This is a genomic window from Prauserella flavalba (assembly GCF_003202235.1).
Taxonomy (GTDB): domain Bacteria; phylum Actinomycetota; class Actinomycetes; order Mycobacteriales; family Pseudonocardiaceae; genus Prauserella_A; species Prauserella_A flavalba.
On the sequence record NZ_MASU01000013.1, the window covers coordinates 719,031 to 737,850 of the forward strand.

Annotated in this window: 19 protein-coding genes; 12 read left to right on the forward strand and 7 right to left on the reverse strand. The window is 71.2% G+C overall.

The window, feature by feature from the left end; translation table 11 throughout:
• The first annotated feature begins 90 nt into the window (after window positions 1-90).
• A complete protein-coding gene (locus tag BA062_RS30715) occupies window positions 91-708 on the forward strand; it encodes a DinB family protein (RefSeq protein WP_146240104.1) in 618 nt (205 codons plus the stop codon).
• A 55-nt stretch (window positions 709-763) separates the two neighbouring features.
• Here the strand turns inward: BA062_RS30715 and BA062_RS30720 are convergent, their stop codons facing one another.
• The 6 genes from BA062_RS30720 to BA062_RS30745 are packed head-to-tail and all read right to left on the reverse strand — an operon-like array spanning window position 764 to window position 7,416.
• Window positions 764-1,729 (reverse strand): ABC transporter substrate-binding protein, encoded by a 966-nt coding sequence (locus tag BA062_RS30720; RefSeq protein ID WP_110342558.1) that lies wholly within the window; start codon window positions 1,727-1,729, stop codon window positions 764-766.
• A gap of 40 nt (window positions 1,730-1,769) precedes the next feature.
• Window positions 1,770-2,777, reverse strand: coding sequence for an ABC transporter permease (locus BA062_RS30725; RefSeq protein ID WP_110342559.1), 1,008 nt, complete (start codon window positions 2,775-2,777; stop codon window positions 1,770-1,772).
• The gene (locus tag BA062_RS30730; RefSeq protein WP_110342560.1) at window positions 2,774-4,348 is read right to left on the reverse strand and encodes a sugar ABC transporter ATP-binding protein; all 1,575 of its coding nucleotides are present in this window, start codon (window positions 4,346-4,348) and stop codon (window positions 2,774-2,776) included. Before BA062_RS30730 ends, BA062_RS30725 begins: the two co-directional genes overlap by 4 nt.
• The gene (locus BA062_RS30735; RefSeq protein ID WP_110342561.1) at window positions 4,345-5,193 is read right to left on the reverse strand and encodes an amidohydrolase family protein; all 849 of its coding nucleotides are present in this window, start codon (window positions 5,191-5,193) and stop codon (window positions 4,345-4,347) included. Before BA062_RS30735 ends, BA062_RS30730 begins: the two co-directional genes overlap by 4 nt.
• Window positions 5,190-6,146, reverse strand: coding sequence for an aldo/keto reductase (locus BA062_RS30740; RefSeq protein ID WP_110342562.1), 957 nt, complete (start codon window positions 6,144-6,146; stop codon window positions 5,190-5,192). Before BA062_RS30740 ends, BA062_RS30735 begins: the two co-directional genes overlap by 4 nt.
• A complete protein-coding gene (locus tag BA062_RS30745; RefSeq protein ID WP_110342563.1) occupies window positions 6,139-7,416 on the reverse strand; it encodes an enolase C-terminal domain-like protein in 1,278 nt (425 codons plus the stop codon). Before BA062_RS30745 ends, BA062_RS30740 begins: the two co-directional genes overlap by 8 nt.
• Before the next feature lie 178 nt (window positions 7,417-7,594).
• Between BA062_RS30745 and BA062_RS30750 the strand changes: the two genes are divergently transcribed.
• Together BA062_RS30750 and BA062_RS30755 are read left to right on the forward strand one after the other, a co-directional pair.
• Complete coding sequence (locus BA062_RS30750; protein ID WP_110342564.1) at window positions 7,595-8,443, forward strand: fumarylacetoacetate hydrolase family protein; 849 nt, start codon at window positions 7,595-7,597, stop codon at window positions 8,441-8,443.
• A 23-nt stretch (window positions 8,444-8,466) separates the two neighbouring features.
• Window positions 8,467-9,219, forward strand: coding sequence for an SDR family NAD(P)-dependent oxidoreductase (locus BA062_RS30755; RefSeq protein WP_110342565.1), 753 nt, complete (start codon window positions 8,467-8,469; stop codon window positions 9,217-9,219).
• A gap of 71 nt (window positions 9,220-9,290) precedes the next feature.
• Here BA062_RS30755 and BA062_RS30760 read toward each other — a convergent pair whose 3' ends face one another.
• Window positions 9,291-9,971, reverse strand: coding sequence for a FadR/GntR family transcriptional regulator (locus BA062_RS30760; protein ID WP_110342566.1), 681 nt, complete (start codon window positions 9,969-9,971; stop codon window positions 9,291-9,293).
• Window positions 9,972-10,087: 116 nt separating this feature from the next.
• Here BA062_RS30760 and BA062_RS30765 point away from each other — a divergent pair, with 116 nt between their 5' ends.
• The 9 genes from BA062_RS30765 (at window position 10,088) to BA062_RS30805 (ending at window position 18,815) form a co-directional block, all read left to right on the forward strand.
• A complete protein-coding gene (locus BA062_RS30765) occupies window positions 10,088-10,699 on the forward strand; it encodes a TetR/AcrR family transcriptional regulator (RefSeq protein ID WP_110342567.1) in 612 nt (203 codons plus the stop codon).
• Between the two features lie 115 nt (window positions 10,700-10,814).
• Window positions 10,815-11,096 carry a metal-sensitive transcriptional regulator gene (locus BA062_RS30770; RefSeq protein ID WP_110342568.1) on the forward strand — a complete coding sequence of 94 codons (282 nt, stop codon included), beginning with the start codon at window positions 10,815-10,817 and terminating at the stop codon, window positions 11,094-11,096.
• A 36-nt stretch (window positions 11,097-11,132) separates the two neighbouring features.
• The gene (locus BA062_RS30775; RefSeq protein ID WP_110342569.1) at window positions 11,133-11,339 is read left to right on the forward strand and encodes a heavy-metal-associated domain-containing protein; all 207 of its coding nucleotides are present in this window, start codon (window positions 11,133-11,135) and stop codon (window positions 11,337-11,339) included.
• 31 nt (window positions 11,340-11,370) lie between these two features.
• Entirely contained in the window at window positions 11,371-12,252 is an 882-nt protein-coding gene (locus BA062_RS30780; RefSeq protein ID WP_110342570.1) for a hypothetical protein, read from the forward strand.
• Window positions 12,249-14,492: a heavy metal translocating P-type ATPase gene (locus BA062_RS30785; RefSeq protein ID WP_110342571.1), complete on the forward strand. Its 2,244-nt coding sequence runs from the start codon at window positions 12,249-12,251 to the stop codon at window positions 14,490-14,492. The genes BA062_RS30780 and BA062_RS30785 overlap by 4 nt, the downstream gene beginning before the upstream one ends.
• 184 nt (window positions 14,493-14,676) lie before the next feature.
• Complete coding sequence (locus BA062_RS30790) at window positions 14,677-15,789, forward strand: heme/hemin ABC transporter substrate-binding protein (protein ID WP_245960075.1); 1,113 nt, start codon at window positions 14,677-14,679, stop codon at window positions 15,787-15,789.
• Complete coding sequence (locus BA062_RS30795; protein ID WP_245960076.1) at window positions 15,786-16,883, forward strand: FecCD family ABC transporter permease; 1,098 nt, start codon at window positions 15,786-15,788, stop codon at window positions 16,881-16,883. The genes BA062_RS30790 and BA062_RS30795 overlap by 4 nt, the downstream gene beginning before the upstream one ends.
• Complete coding sequence (locus tag BA062_RS30800) at window positions 16,880-17,701, forward strand: heme ABC transporter ATP-binding protein (RefSeq protein WP_245960077.1); 822 nt, start codon at window positions 16,880-16,882, stop codon at window positions 17,699-17,701. The genes BA062_RS30795 and BA062_RS30800 overlap by 4 nt, the downstream gene beginning before the upstream one ends.
• Before the next feature lie 16 nt (window positions 17,702-17,717).
• Complete coding sequence (locus BA062_RS30805; RefSeq protein ID WP_110342573.1) at window positions 17,718-18,815, forward strand: hypothetical protein; 1,098 nt, start codon at window positions 17,718-17,720, stop codon at window positions 18,813-18,815.
• The last annotated feature ends 5 nt before the right edge of the window (window positions 18,816-18,820 follow it).

Sequence of the window (18,820 nt, forward strand, 5' to 3'; positions counted from 1 at the left end):
TTGAGTCGAGGTTTGTTCCCTAAGTTGAGTGCAGTGAGCTCAAATTATTGAGGCCGGGAACTGGCCGGTATGCCAGCTAGCGTCGGCGGCATGCCTGACGTGAAGGAGCGGACGATGATTCCCGAGGCCGAGGTCTTCCTGCTCGCCGACCAGGCGGCGATGCACGTGCTCACCCGGATCCCGGGGGAGCGCCTGGACACCCTCCTGCCACCGGTGTTCGACATGCCCGGCGCCGACCGGCCGACGCCGCTGCGCGAGGTGGTCGCCCACCTCGCCTACGACGAGGCGTGGATCCCGGACCTGCTCGCCGGGCGGAGCATGGACGAGGTGGGCAAGGACGCGTACGACGGCGACCTGCTCGGCGACGACCCCGCCGGCAACCTCACGCGCCTCGGCGAGGCGGCACGGGCGGCGGCGCGCACGGTGACCGACCGCGAGGCGCCGGTGCACTGCTCCTACGGCGTCTGCGCGACATGGGACTACTTCTGGCAGCTCAATGTCGCGCGCACGCTCACCGCACACGACGTGGCCGCCCACCTCGGCCTGGGGTCGCCGCTGTCGGAGGAGCTCTCGCGCCGCATGTACGACGGCAGCGTTCCGCTGGCGCCGAGGTGGCGGGAGATCGGCGTCTTCCGCGAGCCCGTGCCGGTCGCAGGCGATGCCTCCTGGCGCACCCGCTACCTCGCCCTCACCGGCAGGCGCGCCTGATCGCAGTGAAGGCCACCGCGGGCAAGGTGGCCTTCACTGCAGACTGCGGAAGGGGCTACTGGTAGAGGACGGCCTTGATCTTCGGGTCGTCCACGTTCGACTTGTCGTACCAGTAGTAGTTGGTGTCGATGGTCTTCGGCAGCTGCTCGCCGTCGATGGCCTTGATCGCCGAGTCGACGAGCTGCCTGCCCATGTCGATCGGGTCCTGGGTCACCGCGCCGGCCATCACGCCGCTCCTGATCGCGTCGATCTGGGCCTTGCCGGAGTCGAACCCGACCACCGTCACGCCCTTGCGGCCGCTCTCCTGCACGCCCTTGATCACGCCGATCGCCGAGCCCTCGTTGGACGCGTAGATGCCCTTGAGGTCCGGGTTCGCCGACAGGATCGACTTGGTGATGTTGGCGGATTCCAGCTGGTCGCCGCCGCCGTACTGCGGTTGCAGCACCGTGATCCCCGGCGCGTTCTGCTTCATCCACTCCAGGAAGCCGTCGCGGCGGTCGATGCCGGAGCGGCTGGTCTGGTCGTGCACGACGAGCGCGACCTTGCCCTTGCCGCCGATCTGCTCGGAGAGGTGCTTTGCTGCCTCGGCCGCCGCGGCCTTGTTGTCGGTGGCCACGGTGGTCACCGGGATGTCACTGTCCACTCCGGAGTCGAACGCGATCACCGGGATGTTCTGCGACTGGGCCTGTTGCAGCAGGGGAGCGGCGGCCCTCGAGTCGAGTGCGGCGAAGCCGACCGCCTGCGGAGACTTGGCGAGCTCGTTGGTGAGCATGTTCATCTGCTCTTCCACGTCCTGCTCGGTGGCGGGGCCGACGAAGGTCACCCGCGCGCCGCGCTCGGCGGCCTCCTGTTCGGCGCCCTTCTTCACCGCCTGCCAGAACTGGTGCTGGAACCCCTTCGACACGATCGCGATGAACGGTCCGTCCCCGCCACCGCCGGAGCCGCCGTCGGAGCCACACGCGGCGAGCGTCAGCGCGAGCGCGCCGCCCGCGAGCGCCGCGACGACCTTCCTCATTCTCATCACCAGATCTCCTTTGTTCTGGTCGTGGTCTCCTGGGCTGTCACGTTGTTTCCTTCTTCCGGATCCGGTCCGTGTAGACGGCGACGAGGATGACGCAGCCGAGGATGACGTTCTGCCATTCCTGGGGAATCGACATGATCTGCAGGCCGTTGTTCAGCACCGAGATGATCAGCGCGCCGATCAGGGTGCCGACGATCGAGCCCTTGCCACCGGACAGCGACGTGCCGCCGATGACCACCGCCGCGATCGCCTGCAGCTCGTAGCCCATGCCCGTCGCGGGCTGGGCCGAGCCGAGCCGGGCCGAGATCATCACGCCCGCGAGCCCGATGAACAGCCCGGCGAAGGCGTAGATCGCGATCTTCCACTTGCGCACGTCGATGCCGGACAGCGAGGTGGCCTCCTCGTTGCTGCCGATCGAGTACGTGTAGCGCCCGAGCACGCTCTTGGTGAGCAGCACACCGGCGATCAGCGCGATCGCGAGCAGCACCAGCACCGCGTTCGGGAAGTTCACGCCCGGGATGAGGTTCCCCGTGGAGATGTCGGTGTAGCCCGGCACGTCGTTGAAGTAGATCGGCGTGCTGTCGGAGAGTACGAGGGCGAGCCCCTCGGCGACGAGCATCATCGCGAGCGTGGCGATGAACGGGGGGATCTTCAGCAGCGCCACGTTGATCCCGTTGACGAGCCCCATCACCCCGCCGAACAGGATCGCCGCGGGCACGCCGAGCCACAGCGGCAGCCCGAGCTTCACCAGGAACACCCCGGACATCACCGCGCACAGCGCCATGCCGGTGCCGATGGAGAGGTCGATGCCGCCCGCGATGATCACGAACGTGGTGCCGATCGCGAGCGTGCCGATGACCACCGTGGAGAACAGGATCGCCGTGAAGTTGCCGTAGGAGAAGAAGAACGGGCTCGCGAACGAGAAGAACGCGTAGATGACGATGAGACTGGCGAACGCCAGCAGCTGCTGCAGGCGGCCCTTCACCGCCGCCGCGATCCCGCCGCTCGCCTGTGCCCGGTCCCGGGCCGGGGCTTTGACCGCTGTCATGGCTGCCCTGCTTTCCCTACCTCGATGCCGAGCTCCGCGGCGTCGGCCGGATTCTCGTCCGGGCGCAGTGTCGCGAAGTGCATGATGTTCTCCTGGCCCGCTTCCGCCGCGTCGAGCACGCGCGTGACCCTGCCCTCGCTCATCACCACGACCCGGTGTGACATGCGCAGGATCTCCGGCAGCTCCGACGAGATCATGATGATCGACTTGCCCTGCGCGGCCAGCTCGTTGAGCAGCTGGTAGATCTCCTCCTTCGCGCCGACGTCGATGCCGCGCGTCGGCTCGTCGAACACGAGGACGTCGCAGTCCTTCGCGAGCCACTTGGCGATGACCACCTTCTGCTGGTTGCCGCCGGAGAGGTGCTTGACGGTCTGCTCCAGTGACGGTGTCTTGATGCGCAGCGTGCCGACGTACTCGCGTGCCTTCTCCCTCGCCGCGCGGTCGCGCACGAACCCGGCACTGGTGAACTGGTCGCGCAGGGCGCCGAGCGCGATGTTGGCGCGCACGTCCTGTTCGAGCAGCAGCCCGAAGCGCTTGCGGTCCTCGGAGAGGTAACCGATGCCGTGCCGGGCGGCCTCGGCGGGGTTGGCGACGCGGATTCGCTTGCCCCGCAACGTGATCGTGCCACCGTCGAGCCGGTCGGCGCCGACGAGCGCCCTGCCCACCTCGGTGCGCCCCGCGCCCATCAGCCCGGCGAAGCCGAGGATCTCGCCCTCGCGCAGGTCGAACGAAACGTCCTTGAGCAGCGCCTTGGTGGACAGGCCCTCGACGCTCAGCACCACGTCGCGGTCGGGCCGCACGTTCTCCGGTTTCGCGCCGGTGTCGATGGCCCTGCCCACCATCAGCGCGATGATCTCCGGCGTGCTCGCGCTCGCCATGTCGAGCGTGTCGATGTACTCGCCGTCGCGGATCACCGTCACGCGGTCGGCGATCCGCTTGATCTCCTCCATGCGGTGCGAGATGTAGATGACGCCCGTGCCGGGGCGCACGAACCGGCGGATCAGCTCGTGCAGCGTCTCCACCTCGGCCTCGTTGAGCGCCGCCGTCGGCTCGTCCATGATCAGCACCCGCGGCTCGTAGGACAGCGCCTTGGCGATCTCCACCATCTGCTGGTTGGCGACGGTCAGCTCGCCGACCACGGCCTTCGGGTCCAGCGGCAGGTGCAGGCGCTCCAGCAGGGCCGCGGTGTCGGCGCCCAGCCTGCGCTCGTCGAGCAGCAGGCGCCCGCGTCTCGGCTCCCGCCCGATGAACACGTTCTGCGCCACGGTCAGGTGCGGCACCAGGTTGAACTCCTGGTGGATGATGCTGATGCCCAGCTCCAGCGCGTGCCGGGGGCTCGCCGCCTCGAACGGCTCGCCGCCGAGCCGGAACCGCCCCGTGTCGGCGGTGTGGATGCCCGAGAGCAGCTTCATGAGCGTGGACTTGCCCGCCCCGTTCTCGCCCACCAGCGCGAGGACCTCGCCGGAGCGCAGCTCCAGCCGCATGTCGTGCAGCGCGCGCACGCCAGGGAAGCTCTTGTCGACGCCCTCGACCTCGAGCAGCGGCTCCGTCATCGTCGCGGCTCCTGTCATCGCACCGGCTCCGGCACTCCGTAGACCGCGCTCGCCGTGCCGTGGGTGACGCTCGCGCGCTCGTCCGGCGCCAGCTCGCCGATCAGCTCGGCCAGCACCCGCCACGTGGGCTGGTAGCCGCCGAACGGCACGGTCATCGGCCAGTCCCCGCCGTACATCAGCCGGCGAGGGCCGAAGCACTCGAGCGCGGTGTCGACCACGGGGCGCAGCGCGGCGACCGTCAGCGGCTCGCCCGGCACCTGCAGTCCGGAGACCTTCCCGACCGTGTTGGGCCGTGCGGCCACCTCGCGCAGGGCGGCACGCCACGCGTCGTAGTCCGCGCTTCCCCGCGGCGGTTTGCCGAGGTGGTCCACCACGATCGTCAGCTCCGGCACCGCCTCGGCCAGCTCGGCGAGACCCGCGAGGTGGCGTGGCCACGCGTCGGGCACGTCGAACGGGAGCCCGCGCTCGGCGAGCAGTCCCAGCGACCGGCGCACGGCGGGCAGCGCGAGGAAGTCGTCGCGCGGGTCGTCGTGCACGAGGTGCCGGATGCCGCGCAGTGCCGGGTGCTCCTGCCAGCGGTCGAGCTGGTGCCGTGCCGTCTCGGGGTGGTCGAGGCGGACCCAGCCGACCACGCCGGTGATCCAGTCGTGCGCGCTCGCCTGTCCGAGGAGGAACTCCGTGTCTGCCTCGGAGTCCTCGGCCTGCACGAGGATCGCGGTGGATACGCCCGCCCCGGTCAGCTCGGCCAGCGCCGTCTCGGCGGTGAACGTCGCGTGCAGCGGCGAGCCCTGCGGCAGCCACGCGTACTCGCTGACCGTGAGGTCCCACAGGTGCAGGTGCGTGTCGACGGCGGGCGCGCTCATGACCGGGTCAGTCCTTTGTCTCGCAGGGTCGTCCACAGCTCGTCCGGCACGGACGAGCGCAGGCGCTCGTGGTTTTCGCGGACCTCCCGCGCCGACGCGGCACCCGCCACGACGGTGCGCACCACGGGGTCCCGCAGCGAGAAATGCAGCGCGGCCGTGGGCAGGTCGGTGCCGAACGCGGCGCAGACATCGGCGATCGCCCTCGCCTTGGCGAGCACGGCGGGCGGCACCGTGCCGTACTCGTAGCGGCTCCGCGCCGACGGAACCGGCGTGGCGAGCAGGCCCGAGTTGAACACCGCGGCGTTGACGACCCCGGCCGAGCGCGCCCGGCACTCGGGGAGCACCGCGTCGAGCGCGGGCTGTTCGAGCAGCGTGTACCGGCCCGCGATCATCAGCAGGTCGAGCATCCCGGTGCGGGCACCGGCGAGCAGCGCCTCCGTGGACTTGGAGCCGAGACCGACGGCGTTGACCACGCCCTGCTCGCGCAGCGCCGCGACCGCCGGCACGCCCTCGGCCAGTGCGGGGGCGAGGTCGTACTCGTCGGGGTCGTGCAGGTACACGATGTCGACGGCGTCGAGGCCGAGCCGCTCCAGCGAGGCGGCGAGGCCGCGGCGCACACCGTCGGCGCTGAAGTCCCACACCCTGCGGTGGCCGGCGGGAACGGCGTAGTGGTGGGCGTCGTCGAGCCGGCCCGCACCGGCCGGATCGGGCACGAGCAGCCTGCCGACCTTGGTGGAGACGACGTAGTCCTCGCGCGGCTTGTCGGCGAGGAACGCACCGAGGCGGCGTTCGGCCAGGCCCAGCCCGTAGTGCGGGGCGGTGTCGAAATAGCGGATGCCGCAGTCCCACGCGGCGGCGAGCACGGAGTGCGCGGTCTCGTCGCTCATGGGCTCGTAGAGGTTGCCCAGGCTCGCGGTGCCGAGCCCGAACCGGCCGAGCGCCGGGCTAGCCATGCTCGTACTCCACAATGGACTTCCCGAGCATCTCCGTGCCCGCGCCGGGCGACTTGGGTGCGTGGTAGCGGCCGTCTCGCACGTCGACCGGGGTCACGAAGTGCTCGTGCAGGTGATCGACGAACTCGATCAGGCGGCCCTCGGTGGTGCCGGAGACGGCGACGTAGTCGAACATCGCGAGGTGCTGCACGGCCTCGCACAGGCCGACGCCGCCGGCGTGCGGGCACACGGGTACCCCGAACTTGGCCGCCAGCAACAGGATCGCGATGTTCTCGTTGACCCCGGCCACGCGCGTGGCGTCGAGCTGGAGGATACCGAGGGCTTTCGCCTGGAGGAACTGCTTGAACAGCACGCGGTTGGCGGTGTGCTCGCCCGTGGCGACCGGCACCGGCGCCACGGCTTTCGCGATCGCGGCGTGCGCGAGCACGTCGTCGGGGCTCGTCGGCTCCTCGATCCAGGCGAGGTCGAACTCCTTCAGCGCCTCGATCCAACGCACGGCGTCGGCGACGCCCCAGCGCTGGTTGGCGTCGACGGCGATCCGCACGTCCGGCCCGCACACCTCGCGCGCGATGCGCAGCCTGCGCACGTCGTCGTCCAGATCGCCGCCCACCTTGAGCTTGATCTGCGTGAATCCCTCGGCCACGGCGTCGCGGCACAGCCGGGCGAGCTTGTCGTCGTCGTATCCGAGCCAGCCGGGGGTGGTGGTGTAGGCCGGGTAGCCCTCGCGCAGCAGCGTGGCCTCGCGCTCGGCGCGGCCCGGCTCCGCCACGCGCAGGAGCGCGAGCGCCTCCTCCCGCGTGAGCGCGTCGGTGAGGTAGCGGAAGTCGACGAGGTCGACGATCTCCTCGGGCGTCATGCCGGACAGCAGCTGCCACAACGGTTTTCCCGCCCGCTTGGCCTTGAGGTCCCACAGCGCGTTCACGGCCGCGCCGATGGCCATGTGCATGATGCCCTTCTCCGGGCCGAGCCAGCGCAGCTGCGAATCGTGCACGAGCTCGCGCCACACGGCGCCGAGGTCCGCGAGCGTCTCGTCGACGTCGCGGCCGACGAGGTGCTCCTCCAGCGCCCGCAGCGCGGCGACCTGCACGTCGTTGCCGCGGCCGATGGTGAAGACGAAGCCGTGTCCCTCCAGGCCGTCGCCCGCGTCCGTGCGCAGTCGCAGGTAGGCCGCTGAGTAGTCGGGATCCGGGTTCATGGCGTCGGATCCGTCGAGGGTCTGCGAGGTCGGAAAGCGCACGTCGTGCGTCTGCAACGCGATGAGGCGAGCCACGGTGCTCCTGTCGTATGAGCTACGTCACCGCCGAACGATAGACATCCGATGTCTGTACCGTCAAGGCTCGATGTCGAGGCAGATTATGCCTACCATCCGCAATACCTGTCGCCGTTTTCGCTGATGATCTACAGTCGGCCCGGCAGAGACACCCGACCACTGGCGTGAGGAGTGCACCGTGAAACTGGCCCGGCTCGGACCCGTCGGTGAGGAGCGGCCCGTCCTGCTCGACGGCGGGCGGACCTACGACCTGAGCGGTCTCACCGCCGACCTCGACGGCGCTTTCCTCGCCGGAGACGGGCTCGGCACGGTGCGCACCGCGTTCGAGGCGGGCGAGCTTCCGGAGCTGAAAGACTTTGGGGCACAACGGATCGGGGCGCCGATCGCCCGCCCGAGCGCGGTCGTGTGCGTGGGCATGAACTACGCGGCGCACGCCGCCGAGTCGGGCTCACAGCCGCCCGAGACGCCGATCCTGTTCCTCAAGACGCCCAACACCGTCGCCGGTCCCGACGACGCCGTCACCATCCCGCCGGGCAGCGAGCGCACCGACTGGGAGGTGGAGCTCGGCGTCGTGATCGGGACGCGGGCGGCCTACCTGGACTCGCCCGCCGACAGCATGGCTCACGTCGCGGGCTTCGTGCTCGGCAACGACGTGTCGGAGCGGCAGTACCAGCTCGTCGACTCCGGCGGGCAGTGGAGCAAGGGCAAGTGCGCGCCCGGCTTCAACCCCGTCGGCCCGTGGCTCGTCACCCCCGACGAGGTGGACCACACCTCGCTGCGGCTGCGCAGCTGGGTCAACGGCGAGCCCCGCCAGGACTCCACCACGGCCGATCTGATCTTCGGCGTCGAGTTCCTGGTGTGGCACATCAGCAGGTACCTGACGCTGGAGCCGGGCGACCTGATCATGACCGGCACGCCACAGGGGGTCGCGCTGTCGGGGAAGTTCCCGTACCTCACGGCGGGAGACGTGGTGGAGCTGGAGATCGAGGGGCTCGGCCGCCAGCGCCAGGAATTCGTCGCGTACTAGTACGTCTCAGGAAGGCAGGCAGCATGGCGGAGTTCGACGGCCTCGTCGCCGCGGTCACCGGCGGAGCGTCCGGCATCGGTGCCGCGGTGGTGGCCGCGCTGCGCGAGCGCGGGGCGCGGGTCGCGGCGCTGGACCTGCGGGCGGCGCCCGAGGCCGACGGGGTGCTCGGCGTGCAGGCCGACGTCACCGACGACGCGTCGGTGCGGGAGGCGATCGGCACGGTGGCCGACCGGTTCGGCGGGCTCGACATCCTGGTCAACAACGCGGGTATCGGGGCACAGGGCACGGTCGCCGACAACGACGACGCGGAGTGGCTGCGGGTGCTCGACGTCAACGTGCTCGGCATGGTGCGCACCGCCCGCGCGGCGCTGCCGTACCTGCGGCGGTCGGACTCGGCGGCGATCGTCAACGTCGGCTCGATCGCGGCGACGGCGGGGTTGCCGCAGCGGGCGCTCTACAGCGCGTCGAAGGGTGCGGTGCTCGCGTTGTCCCGGGCGATGGCGGCCGACCACCTGCGCGAGGGGATCCGCGTCAACTGCGTCAACCCGGGCACCGCCGACACCCCGTGGATCGGCAGGCTGCTCGACAGGGCCGACGATCCCGAGGCGGAGCGGGCCGCGCTCTGCGCGCGGCAGCCGCACGGCCGCCTCGTCTCGCCCGAGGAGGTCGCACACGCGGTGGTCTACCTCGCGAGCCCCGTTGCCGGTTCCACGAGCGGCGTCGGCCTCGCCGTCGACGGCGGCATGCAGGACCTCCGCCTCCGCCCGGTGACCTGATCGCTCCCCAAGGCCACCTTTGTTGCGTTCAACGCAACAAAGGTGGCCTTGGGGGCCAGTTGGGTGCGGGGTCAGCTTTCCACCAGGGTTTGGCGGATCCATTGCTCCACGCCGGCGATGTGGACCGTGGCCCAGGCGCGCGCGACGTCGGGCTGGCCCGCCGCGAGCGCCTGCTGGATCGCGCGGTGCTCGGCCAGCGTGCGCTCCACCGCCGCCTCCTGCGTGATACCCCGCCACGTCCGCGCGCGCTGCGTCCGGCCCGAGACACTCTCCACCAGCGACGACAGCACCTGGTTGCCCGAGCCCGCGGCGATCCGGCGGTGGAACTCGAGGTCGTTCGCGACGAGTTGTTCGACGGTGGGCTTGTCGCCGAGCGAGTCGATGAGCCTCGCGAGGCCTCCGATGTCTTCCTGCGACATGTTGGTGGCGGCCATCGCGGTCGCCGCCGGTTCGAGGATGCGCCTCGCCTCGAGGAACTGCAGGACGGTGTCGTCGCGGTGGAAGTCCACGACGAAGCTCATGGCGTCCATGAGCAGTGCGGGCTCGAGGCTCGTCACGTAGGTACCGTCGCCCTGTTTGACGTCGAGTACGTGAATGAGCGACAGCGCCCGCACGGCTTCACGCAGCGAGTTCCTGGACAGTCCGAGCCGCTCGGCGAGGTCGGGCTCGCGGGGGAGCCGGTCGCCGGGGCGCAGTTCGCCGTCCACGATCATCTGCTTGATCGCCTCGATGGCGGCGTCGGTGACGGACATGGTTCTCCTCGCTGTTCCGGCCGCGCCGGGCGGCGGGCCGCGGCCGCGTCGGCGTCAGGATACATCGGATCTTTACTGTCCTTCGTTATGACGGTGCCGCAGAGTAAAATCCGCGTGTGGTGCCGCGGAACCGCGAGCTCGAACGAAGCGAGGCGGCGCGTCACGCCCTCGTTGTCGCCGCGGTGGACCTGTTCACGGAGAAGGGTTTCGCCGACACGGCCACGAGCGAGGTCGTCAACCGCGCCGGGCTGACCAGGGCCGCGTTCTACCACCACTTCACCGACAAGGAAACGCTGTTCGAGGCCGCCGCCGAGGCGGTGGAGGCCCGCGTGGGGGACCGCGTGCGCGCGGCGGCGGCCGGTCTGGACGGTGATCCGGCCGAGAGCCTGCGGGTGAGCGCGCAGGCGTTCCTCGACGCGTGCCTCGAACCGGAGGTGCGCAGGCTGCTCCTGCGCGAGGCGCCGTCGGTGCTGGGCTGGCAGTGGTGGAACGGCGCCGACCGCCCGCGCGGGCCGTGGGGCCTGCTCGTCGAGACGCTCGCGGCGGCGATCCGCGGCGGCGTACTGCCCGCACAGCCCGCCGAACCGCTCGCGCATCTGCTCCACGGCGCCCTGCTGCGGGCAGGCGTGGTCATGACCTCGGGCGCGCGCGGCGAGGGCGCCCGCGACGCGATGGCGGCAGCGGTGCGGCGGCTGGTCGACTCGCTGCTCGCCGGTGACCGTTCTTGACAATGCCCTACCCCCCTAGGGTATAAATCTCTCACCGGAGCACTCGGCGTGGCTTCAAGCCATACCGGTAGGGGGTACACTCGAGCTGATCCGGCGGTAGTGAGGGAGAAGAGCGATGCGGGGATACACCGGCGACAAGGACGCCTACCTCAAGCGGCTGCGCCGCGTCGAGGGACAGATCAGGGGACTGCAGCGGATGGTCGAGAACGACGAGTACTGCATCGACGTGCTCACCCAGATCGCCGCGGCCACCAAGGCACTGCAGGCGGTGTCCCTCGGGCTCATGGACGAGCACCTCAAGCACTGCGTGGCGCAGGCCATCGCCGAAGGCGGCGAGACCGCCGAGGAGAAGGTGCGCGAGGCAAGCGACGCGATCGCCCGGCTCGTCCGCTCCTGAGACAACGAGAACCGACAACCACAAAGGAGAACCGCGATGACCGAGACGACCTACACCGTCACCGGGATGACCTGCGAGCACTGCGCGCGCTCGGTGAGCGAGGAGGTCGGGGCCATCGACGGTGTCACCGGCGTGTCCGTCGACGTCCCGACGGGCGCGGTCACCGTCACCAGCGCGAAGGAGCTCGGCGTCGCCGACGTGCGAGCCGCGGTCGAGGAGGCCGGATACCAGCTCACGGCATAGCCGTCCGACACGAAGCGACGACAGGACCGACATGAACACAGCAGCGAAGCTGTCCGCCTACGGTGTCACGCTCGCCCTTCTCGCCACTGGCGCGTGGGCGATCGGGACCGCTGTCGGTCCCCTCACCAGCGAGGCTGGTGCCCCCGGTCAGGAGGAACACGCCGGGGGCGGGGACGAACACAGCGGCACCGTCGCGGAAGCCGAGCACGTCGACCAGCCCGAGGGACTGGCGTCGGCCAGGGGCGGATACACCCTCACGCCCACCCGCACGACGCTGACCCCGGGGACCACCGAGAGCTTCTCGTTCCGCATCACCGGCCCGGGCGGTGACCCCGTCACCCGCTTCGAGGTCGAGCACGAGAAGCGCATGCACCTCATCGTGGTGCGCCGCGACACCGCGGACTTCCAGCACATCCATCCCGAGATGACCGCCGACGGCACGTGGTCCGTGCCGCTGAACCTGCCCGATCCGGGCGCCTACCGCGTGTTCGCCGACTTCGCTCCATCGGGCGGCGAGGCCATGACACTCGGCGCCGACGTCTTCGCGCCGGGCGACTTCCAGCCGGTGACCCACGAGCCCTCGCGGGTCTCGCGCGTCGACGGCTACGAGGTCCGCCTCGACGGGCACCTGGTGGCAGGCGAAGCGTCGGAGGTGCGGCTCACCGTCAGCAAGGACGGCATGCCGCTCACCGACCTGCAGCCCTACCTCGGCGCCGACGGGCACCTCGTGGCGCTGCGGGGCGGCGACCTCGCCTACCTGCACGTCCACCCCGGCGGGGAGAACAGCGGCGGCCCGGCGATCCCGTTCATCGCCGAGGTGCCCTCGGCGGGTACCTACCGCCTCTTCCTGGACTTCCAGCACGACGGCGTGGTGCGCACGGCCGAGTTCACCGTGGAAGGGGAGCGGTCATGACGGCCGGAGTGCGCGACACCGTCGCGGGGCACGAGATCGAGCTCGAGATCGGCGGCATGACGTGCGCCTCGTGCGCCATGCGCGTGGAGCGCAAGCTCAACAAGCTCGACGGCGTCACCGCCACGGTCAACTACGCGACCGAGAAGGCCAGGGTCAGCTACGCCGACGGCGTCGAGCCGGAGCAGCTCGTCGCGCAGGTGGAGGCCGCCGGGTACACGGCGACGCTGCCGCCGGAGCCCACGGAGCAACCCGGCGAGCCGCAGGACGAGGACGATCCACTGCGTGGTCCGCGCCAGCGGCTCATCGCGTCGATCGTGCTGTCGGTGCCGGTGATCGTGCTGGCGATGGTCCCGGCCTGGCAGTTCGAGTACTGGCAGTGGATCTCGCTGACGCTGGCCGCGCCGGTGGTGGTGTGGGGCGCGTGGCCGTTCCACAAGGCCGCGTGGGCGAACCTGCGGCACGGCGCCGCGACGATGGACACGCTCATCTCGATGGGCACGCTCGCCGCGCTCGGCTGGTCGTTGTACGCGCTGCTGCTGGGCGACGCGGGCATGCCGGGCATGACGCACGGGTTCGAGTTCACGCTCGAGCGCGGCGGCGGCCAGGACTCCATCTACCTGGAGGTCGCGGCCGGGGTCACCACGTTCATCCTCGCCGGACGGTACTTCGAGGCCCGTTCGAAGCGGCGCGCCGGCGCGGCACTGCGGGCGCTGCTGGAGCTCGGCGCCAAGGACGTCGGGGTGCTGCGTGACGGCCGCGAGGTGCGCGTTCCCGTCGGGCAGCTGGCGGTCGGCGACCGGTTCGTGGTGCGGCCCGGCGAGAAGATCGCCACCGACGGCGTGGTCGAGGAAGGCAGCTCGGCGGTCGACGCGAGCATGCTCACCGGCGAGTCGGTACCGGTCGAGGTCGGCGAAGGCGACACCGTCACCGGCGCCACCGTCAACGCGGGCGGCAGGCTCGTCGTGCGGGCCACCCGCGTCGGCTCCGACACGCAGCTGGCTCAGATGGCGAAGCTGGTCGAGGACGCGCAGACGGGCAAGGCGGCCGTGCAACGGCTGGCCGACCGGATCTCGGCGGTGTTCGTGCCGATCGTCATCGCGCTTGCCCTGGGCACGCTGATGTTCTGGCTCGGTGCCGGTGTTCCGGCGGCGGAGGCGTTCACGGCGGCGGTCGCGGTGCTGATCATCGCCTGCCCGTGCGCGCTGGGGCTCGCGACACCCACGGCGCTGCTCGTCGGCACCGGGCGGGGCGCGCAGCTCGGCATCCTGATCAAGGGTCCCGAGGTGCTGGAGTCCACCCGACGCGTCGACACGGTCGTGCTCGACAAGACCGGCACGGTCACCACCGGCACGATGGCGCTCGCGGACGTGCACACGGCCGAGGGCGTGGACGACACCGACGCGCTGCGGCTCGCGGGAGCGCTGGAGAACGCCTCCGAGCACCCGATCGCCAAGGCCATCGCCCGCGGCGCGCGGGAGAAGGTCGGCGAGCTGCCCGAGGTGGAGGAGTTCACCAACGTCGAGGGGCTCGGCGTGCAGGGTGTCGTCGAAGGTCACGCCGTCGTGGCCGGGCGGCCCGCGCTGCTCGAACAGTGGGGCCTGCACCTGCCGGACGGGCTCGCCGAGGTCAAGGCCGAGGCGGAGGCTAGGGGCCGCACGGCGGTGGCGGTCGGCTGGGACGGCGAGGTCCGTGCGGTGCTGGAGGTCGCCGACACCGTGAAGCCGACCTCGGCCGAGGCGGTGACGCGGCTGCGGAAGCTGGGTCTCACGCCGGTGTTGCTCACGGGCGACAACGAGGCCGTGGCCAGGACCGTGGCCGCCGAGGTGGGCATCGACGAGGTGATCGCCGAGGTCCTGCCCAAGGACAAGGTGGACGTGGTCAAGCGGCTGCAGGCCGAGGGCAGGGTCGTCGCGATGGTCGGCGACGGGGTCAACGACGCGGCGGCGCTCGCGCAGGCCGACCTCGGGCTGGCGATGGGCACGGGCACCGACGTGGCGATCGAGGCGGGCGACCTGACGCTGGTGCGGGGTGACCTGCGGGTCGCCGCCGACGCGATCAGGCTCTCGCGGAGCACGTTGCGCACCATCAAGCACAACCTGTTCTGGGCGTTCGCCTACAACGTCGCGGCGCTGCCGCTCGCGGCCGCCGGGCTGCTGAACCCGATGCTGGCGGGTGCCGCGATGGCGCTCAGTTCCGTGTTCGTGGTGAGCAACAGCCTGCGGCTGAGGCGGTTCCGCTAGCGGGAGTGGTGATCGAGCCCCCGGGTGAGCAAAACCGACGAGCTGCTCGCGTTCGCTGTCCGACAGCGGCGCGAGCAGCTCGTCCTGTATCCGGCCACCCGCCGCCGTGATGGATCGGTAACGACTTAGTAAAGAAGGTTAGGCTTACTTACCCAAACGGATGAATTTGGTTAGCCTCACCTAAGTGTTCAGACGCTTGGGGTTACGGCGGGCCGCGCTCGCCGGGATGGCGCTGGTGCTCGCGGGCTGCGGCCCCGCGCCACAGCCGGGATCGCACGCCGAGGTGCCCGCCGGGATCGCCGAGCAGACGCCGCTCGGGGAACTGACCCCCGTCGCCGACCCGCGCGCCCACGAGGGGCCGTCCACGGCGGTGGTGGCACAGCCCGACATCCGGCCCATCGAGCCCGCGCCGGCCCCGCGGCTGCCCGCGACCGTCACCGACCACCAGGGCACGCGCGTCACCGTCACCGACACCAGCCGCATCCTCGCCCTCGACCGCTCCGGCACGCTCGCGGCGACGGTGTTCGGGCTCGGCCTCGGCGACCGCGTGGTCGGCAGGGACTCCTCGACCGGCTTCCCCGCCGCGGTCGACCTCCCCCTCGTGACGATCAACGGCCACCAGCTCAACCCCGAGGCCATCCTCGGCCTGCGGCCCAGCGTCGTCCTCACGGACACGACGCTCGGCCCGTGGAACGTGGTGCTGCAACTGCGGGACGCCGGTATTCCGGTGGTGGTCGTGACGCCGCAGCGCACGCTCGACAACAACGGCGACATCGTGCGCGCCGTCGCCGCCGCGCTCGGCGTCGAGCCGGCGGGGCGGCAGCTCGCCGACCGGCTCGACCGCGAGGTCGCGGCGAAGAAGAGCGAGATCGCGCAACTCGTGCCGGACGACGAGTCGCGCAGGCCCCGCGTCGTGTTCCTGTACCTGCGCGGTTCCGCGGGCGTCTACCACATGTTCGGCAGGGGCTCCGGCGCCGACGCCCTGATCTCCGCGCTCGGCGCCGTCGACGTCGCGAGCGAGGTGGGCGTCGACGGGATGCGGCCCATCAACCCCGAGGCGCTCGCCGAGGCCAAACCGGACGTGATCCTGCTGATGACCAAGGGGCTCGAGTCGGTCGGCGGCGTGGAGGGCGCGGCCAGGATCCCCGGCGTGGCGCAGACCCCGGCCGCGCAGCACCGTCGCTTCGTCGACATGAACGACTACCAGATCCTCGGCTTCGGCCCGCTCACTCCGTCGGTGCTCGACGCGCTCGCGCGGGCGCTCTACGCGCCGGACTCCCTCGAGGCGGCGCGGTGACCGCCACCGCGAGCCCGCCGGTGACCTCCGGCGGGGAGCTCGGGCCGCCCCCGGGGCGCGGGCCCGCGCGCGTGGCCGCGCTGTTCACCGTGCTCACCGTGGGACTGGTGGTCGTCAGCATCGTCTCCGCCGCCGTCGGCCAGTTCGGCATCCCCGCCTCGCAGGTCGTCGGCGCCGTGCTCGACCGGATCGGCATCGACGTGCTCGCCCCGCCGGCCGACCCGTTCGCCGAGGCGGCGCTGTGGGACGTGCGCTTTCCGCGCGTGGTGCTGGCCCTGCTCGTCGGCGGTGTGCTCGGCGTGTGCGGCGCGCTGATGCAGGGCTGTTTCGGCAACCCGCTCGCCGAACCCGGCGTGGTGGGCGTGTCCTCGGGCGCGGCCGTCGGCGCGTGTCTGTCCATTGTGTTCGGCTGGACGTTCCTCGGCGCGTTCACCACCCCGGCGCTCGCGTTCGGAACCGGGCTGGTCACCACGCTCGCGGTGTACGTGCTCGCGCGGTCGAAGGGCCGCGCGGGGGTGGTCACGATGATCCTCACCGGTGTCGCCGTCAACGCCGTCGCCAACGCCGCCATCGCGTTTCTCGTCTTCGCGGGCGACCAGGCCGCGCGCGAGCAGATCGTGTTCTGGCAGCTCGGTTCGCTCGCAGGCAGCCGCTGGGCCTACGTCGCCACGATCGCACCGCTCGTCGGGGTGTGCGTCGTCGTGTCGCTGCTTCTCGCCCGGAGGCTAGACCTGCTGGCGCTCGGTGATCGGCAGGCCCGGCACCTCGGCGTGGACGTCGAGTCGCTGCGGCTGGTGACGATCGTGGTGGTCGCCATCGCCGTCTCCGCGGCGGTGTCGTACTCGGGCATCATCAGCTTCGTCGGGCTCGTGGTGCCCCACCTGATCCGCATGATCACCGGACCAGGGCACCGTGTGCTCATCCCGGCGAGTCTCCTCGGCGGTGCGTTGCTGCTCGCGGCCGCGGACCTGCTGGCGCGCAACGCCTTCCACTACGCGGACCTGCCCATCGGCATGCTCACCGCGCTCGTCGGCGGTCCGTTCTTCTTCTGGCTGCTGCTGCGCACGCGGCGCAGGGAAGGAGGCTGGACGTGAGGCTCCTCTCGCGCGCGCAGGCGCACCTGCCCGAACCCCCTGCCGAGGGCGACGTGCTCGCCGAGGCCGACGCGGTCGTGGTCACCATCGGGCGGAAACGCCTGCTCGACGGCGTGTCCCTTCGGGTGCACGCGGGCGAGGTGCTCGCACTCGTCGGCCCCAACGGGGCGGGCAAATCGACGTTGCTGAGCGTGCTCGCCGGCGATCTGCCCCCCTCGGCGGGCACGGTGTCGATCCACGGCAGGCCCGCGACTTCGTGGTCCACCGTGGACCTCGCAAGGCGCAGGGCCGTGCTGCCGCAGCACAACCCGGTGTCGTTCCCTTTCGACGTGCTCGCCGTGGTGGAGATGGGCCGGGCGCCGTGGGAGGGCACGCCAGCCGAGGACGGCGACGAGCGGGCCGTGGCGGCCGCGCTCGCCGACACCGAACTGACCGCCTTCGCCACGCGGACCTATCCGACGCTGTCCGGAGGGGAGCAAGCGCGCACCGCGCTGGCCCGCGTGCTCGCGCAGTCGGCGAGCCTGCTCCTGCTCGACGAGCCCACCGCCGCGCTGGACCTGCGCCATCAGGAACAGGTGCTCGCGCTCGCCCGCGCGCGGGCGGCCGAGGGCGCCGGGGTGCTGGTGGTGTTGCACGACCTCGGTCTCGCCGCCGCACACGCCGACCGGATCGCGGTGCTCGCGGCGGGCGGCCTGGTCGAAGCGGGACCACCGGAGGAGGTCTGCCACGCCGAGCTGCTCTCCGGCGTCTACCAGCACCCGGTCGAGGTGATCACCCATCCCCGCACCGGAAAGCCCATCGTCCTGCCGTACCGGTAACGAACAGGAAAGGCCCATGACCAAGTCCCCCTCGGGTAGACGCGTGCGTCCCGCGGCACTGGCCGTGCTGCTCGCCGCGTTCACCGCCCCTGCGACCGGCACCGCGAGCGCCCAGGGCGCCTCGGTGAACGTGTCACCGTCCACCGCCGACCCCGACTACGCCACGATCGTCCAACTGCGCGGCACCGGATTCCAGTCCGTCCAAGGTGGACACGGTGGCGTGTACGTGCTGTTCGGCTGGGTGTCGAACCCGGCGGGTGGCTGGCAGCCCAGCCAGGGAGGAGGTGCGGGCAGCACCTACCGCTACGTGCAGGACACCGAGGCGCGGGACAACAACGGCTTCCAGCGCTACCTCGCCTTCCCCGGCAGCGACACGGAGTCGAGCGCGAACGGCGTGGTGAACCCCGACGGGACCTGGCAGGCGCAGCTCGTGATCCCCGGTGCGCGTTTCCGGGCCGTCGACCGGGCCGGCAACACGACGCAGGTCGACTGCACGCGCGTGCAATGCGGTGTCATCACCATCGGCGCACACGGCGTGGTGAACCCCGCCAACGAGACGTTCACGCCAGTGACCTTCGCCGTGCCGCGGCGGGAACCCGCGGCGCCGCCGCCCTCGCGGCAGTCCCCGCCCGCGACGACCACCACGACGGCGCCCGCGCCGAAACCCTCGGTCGAGGCGGCGACGACACAGACCCGCGCGGGAGAACGGATCGAGGTCACCGGCACCGGCTTCACCCCGGGCGAGAACGTCGCCGTCACGCTGCACTCCGATCCGGTGAGCCTCCCGCCGGCGCGGGCCGGCGACGACGGCCGGTTCACCTACACGGCGACGATCCCCGAGCACGTCGCCGAGGGCGTCCACCGGCTCGTGTTCACCGGTGAACGCTCCACTGTGGAGACTTCCGTCGAGCTGACGGTCCGTGCCGCGGCGCGAACGTCACCGTCGTCCCCGTCTGCGGAAACCCCCGCGCAGGCGCAGGTGCAGGGAGAGAAGGGCAACGCGCTGCTCGTCGCGCTGCTCGTCGGGGGAGCGGTCCTACTGGTGGTCGCGGCGGTCGCGGTCGTACTGCGGCTGCGCCGCCGGGTCCGGGATATCGAAGGGAACGACACGTGAGAGCG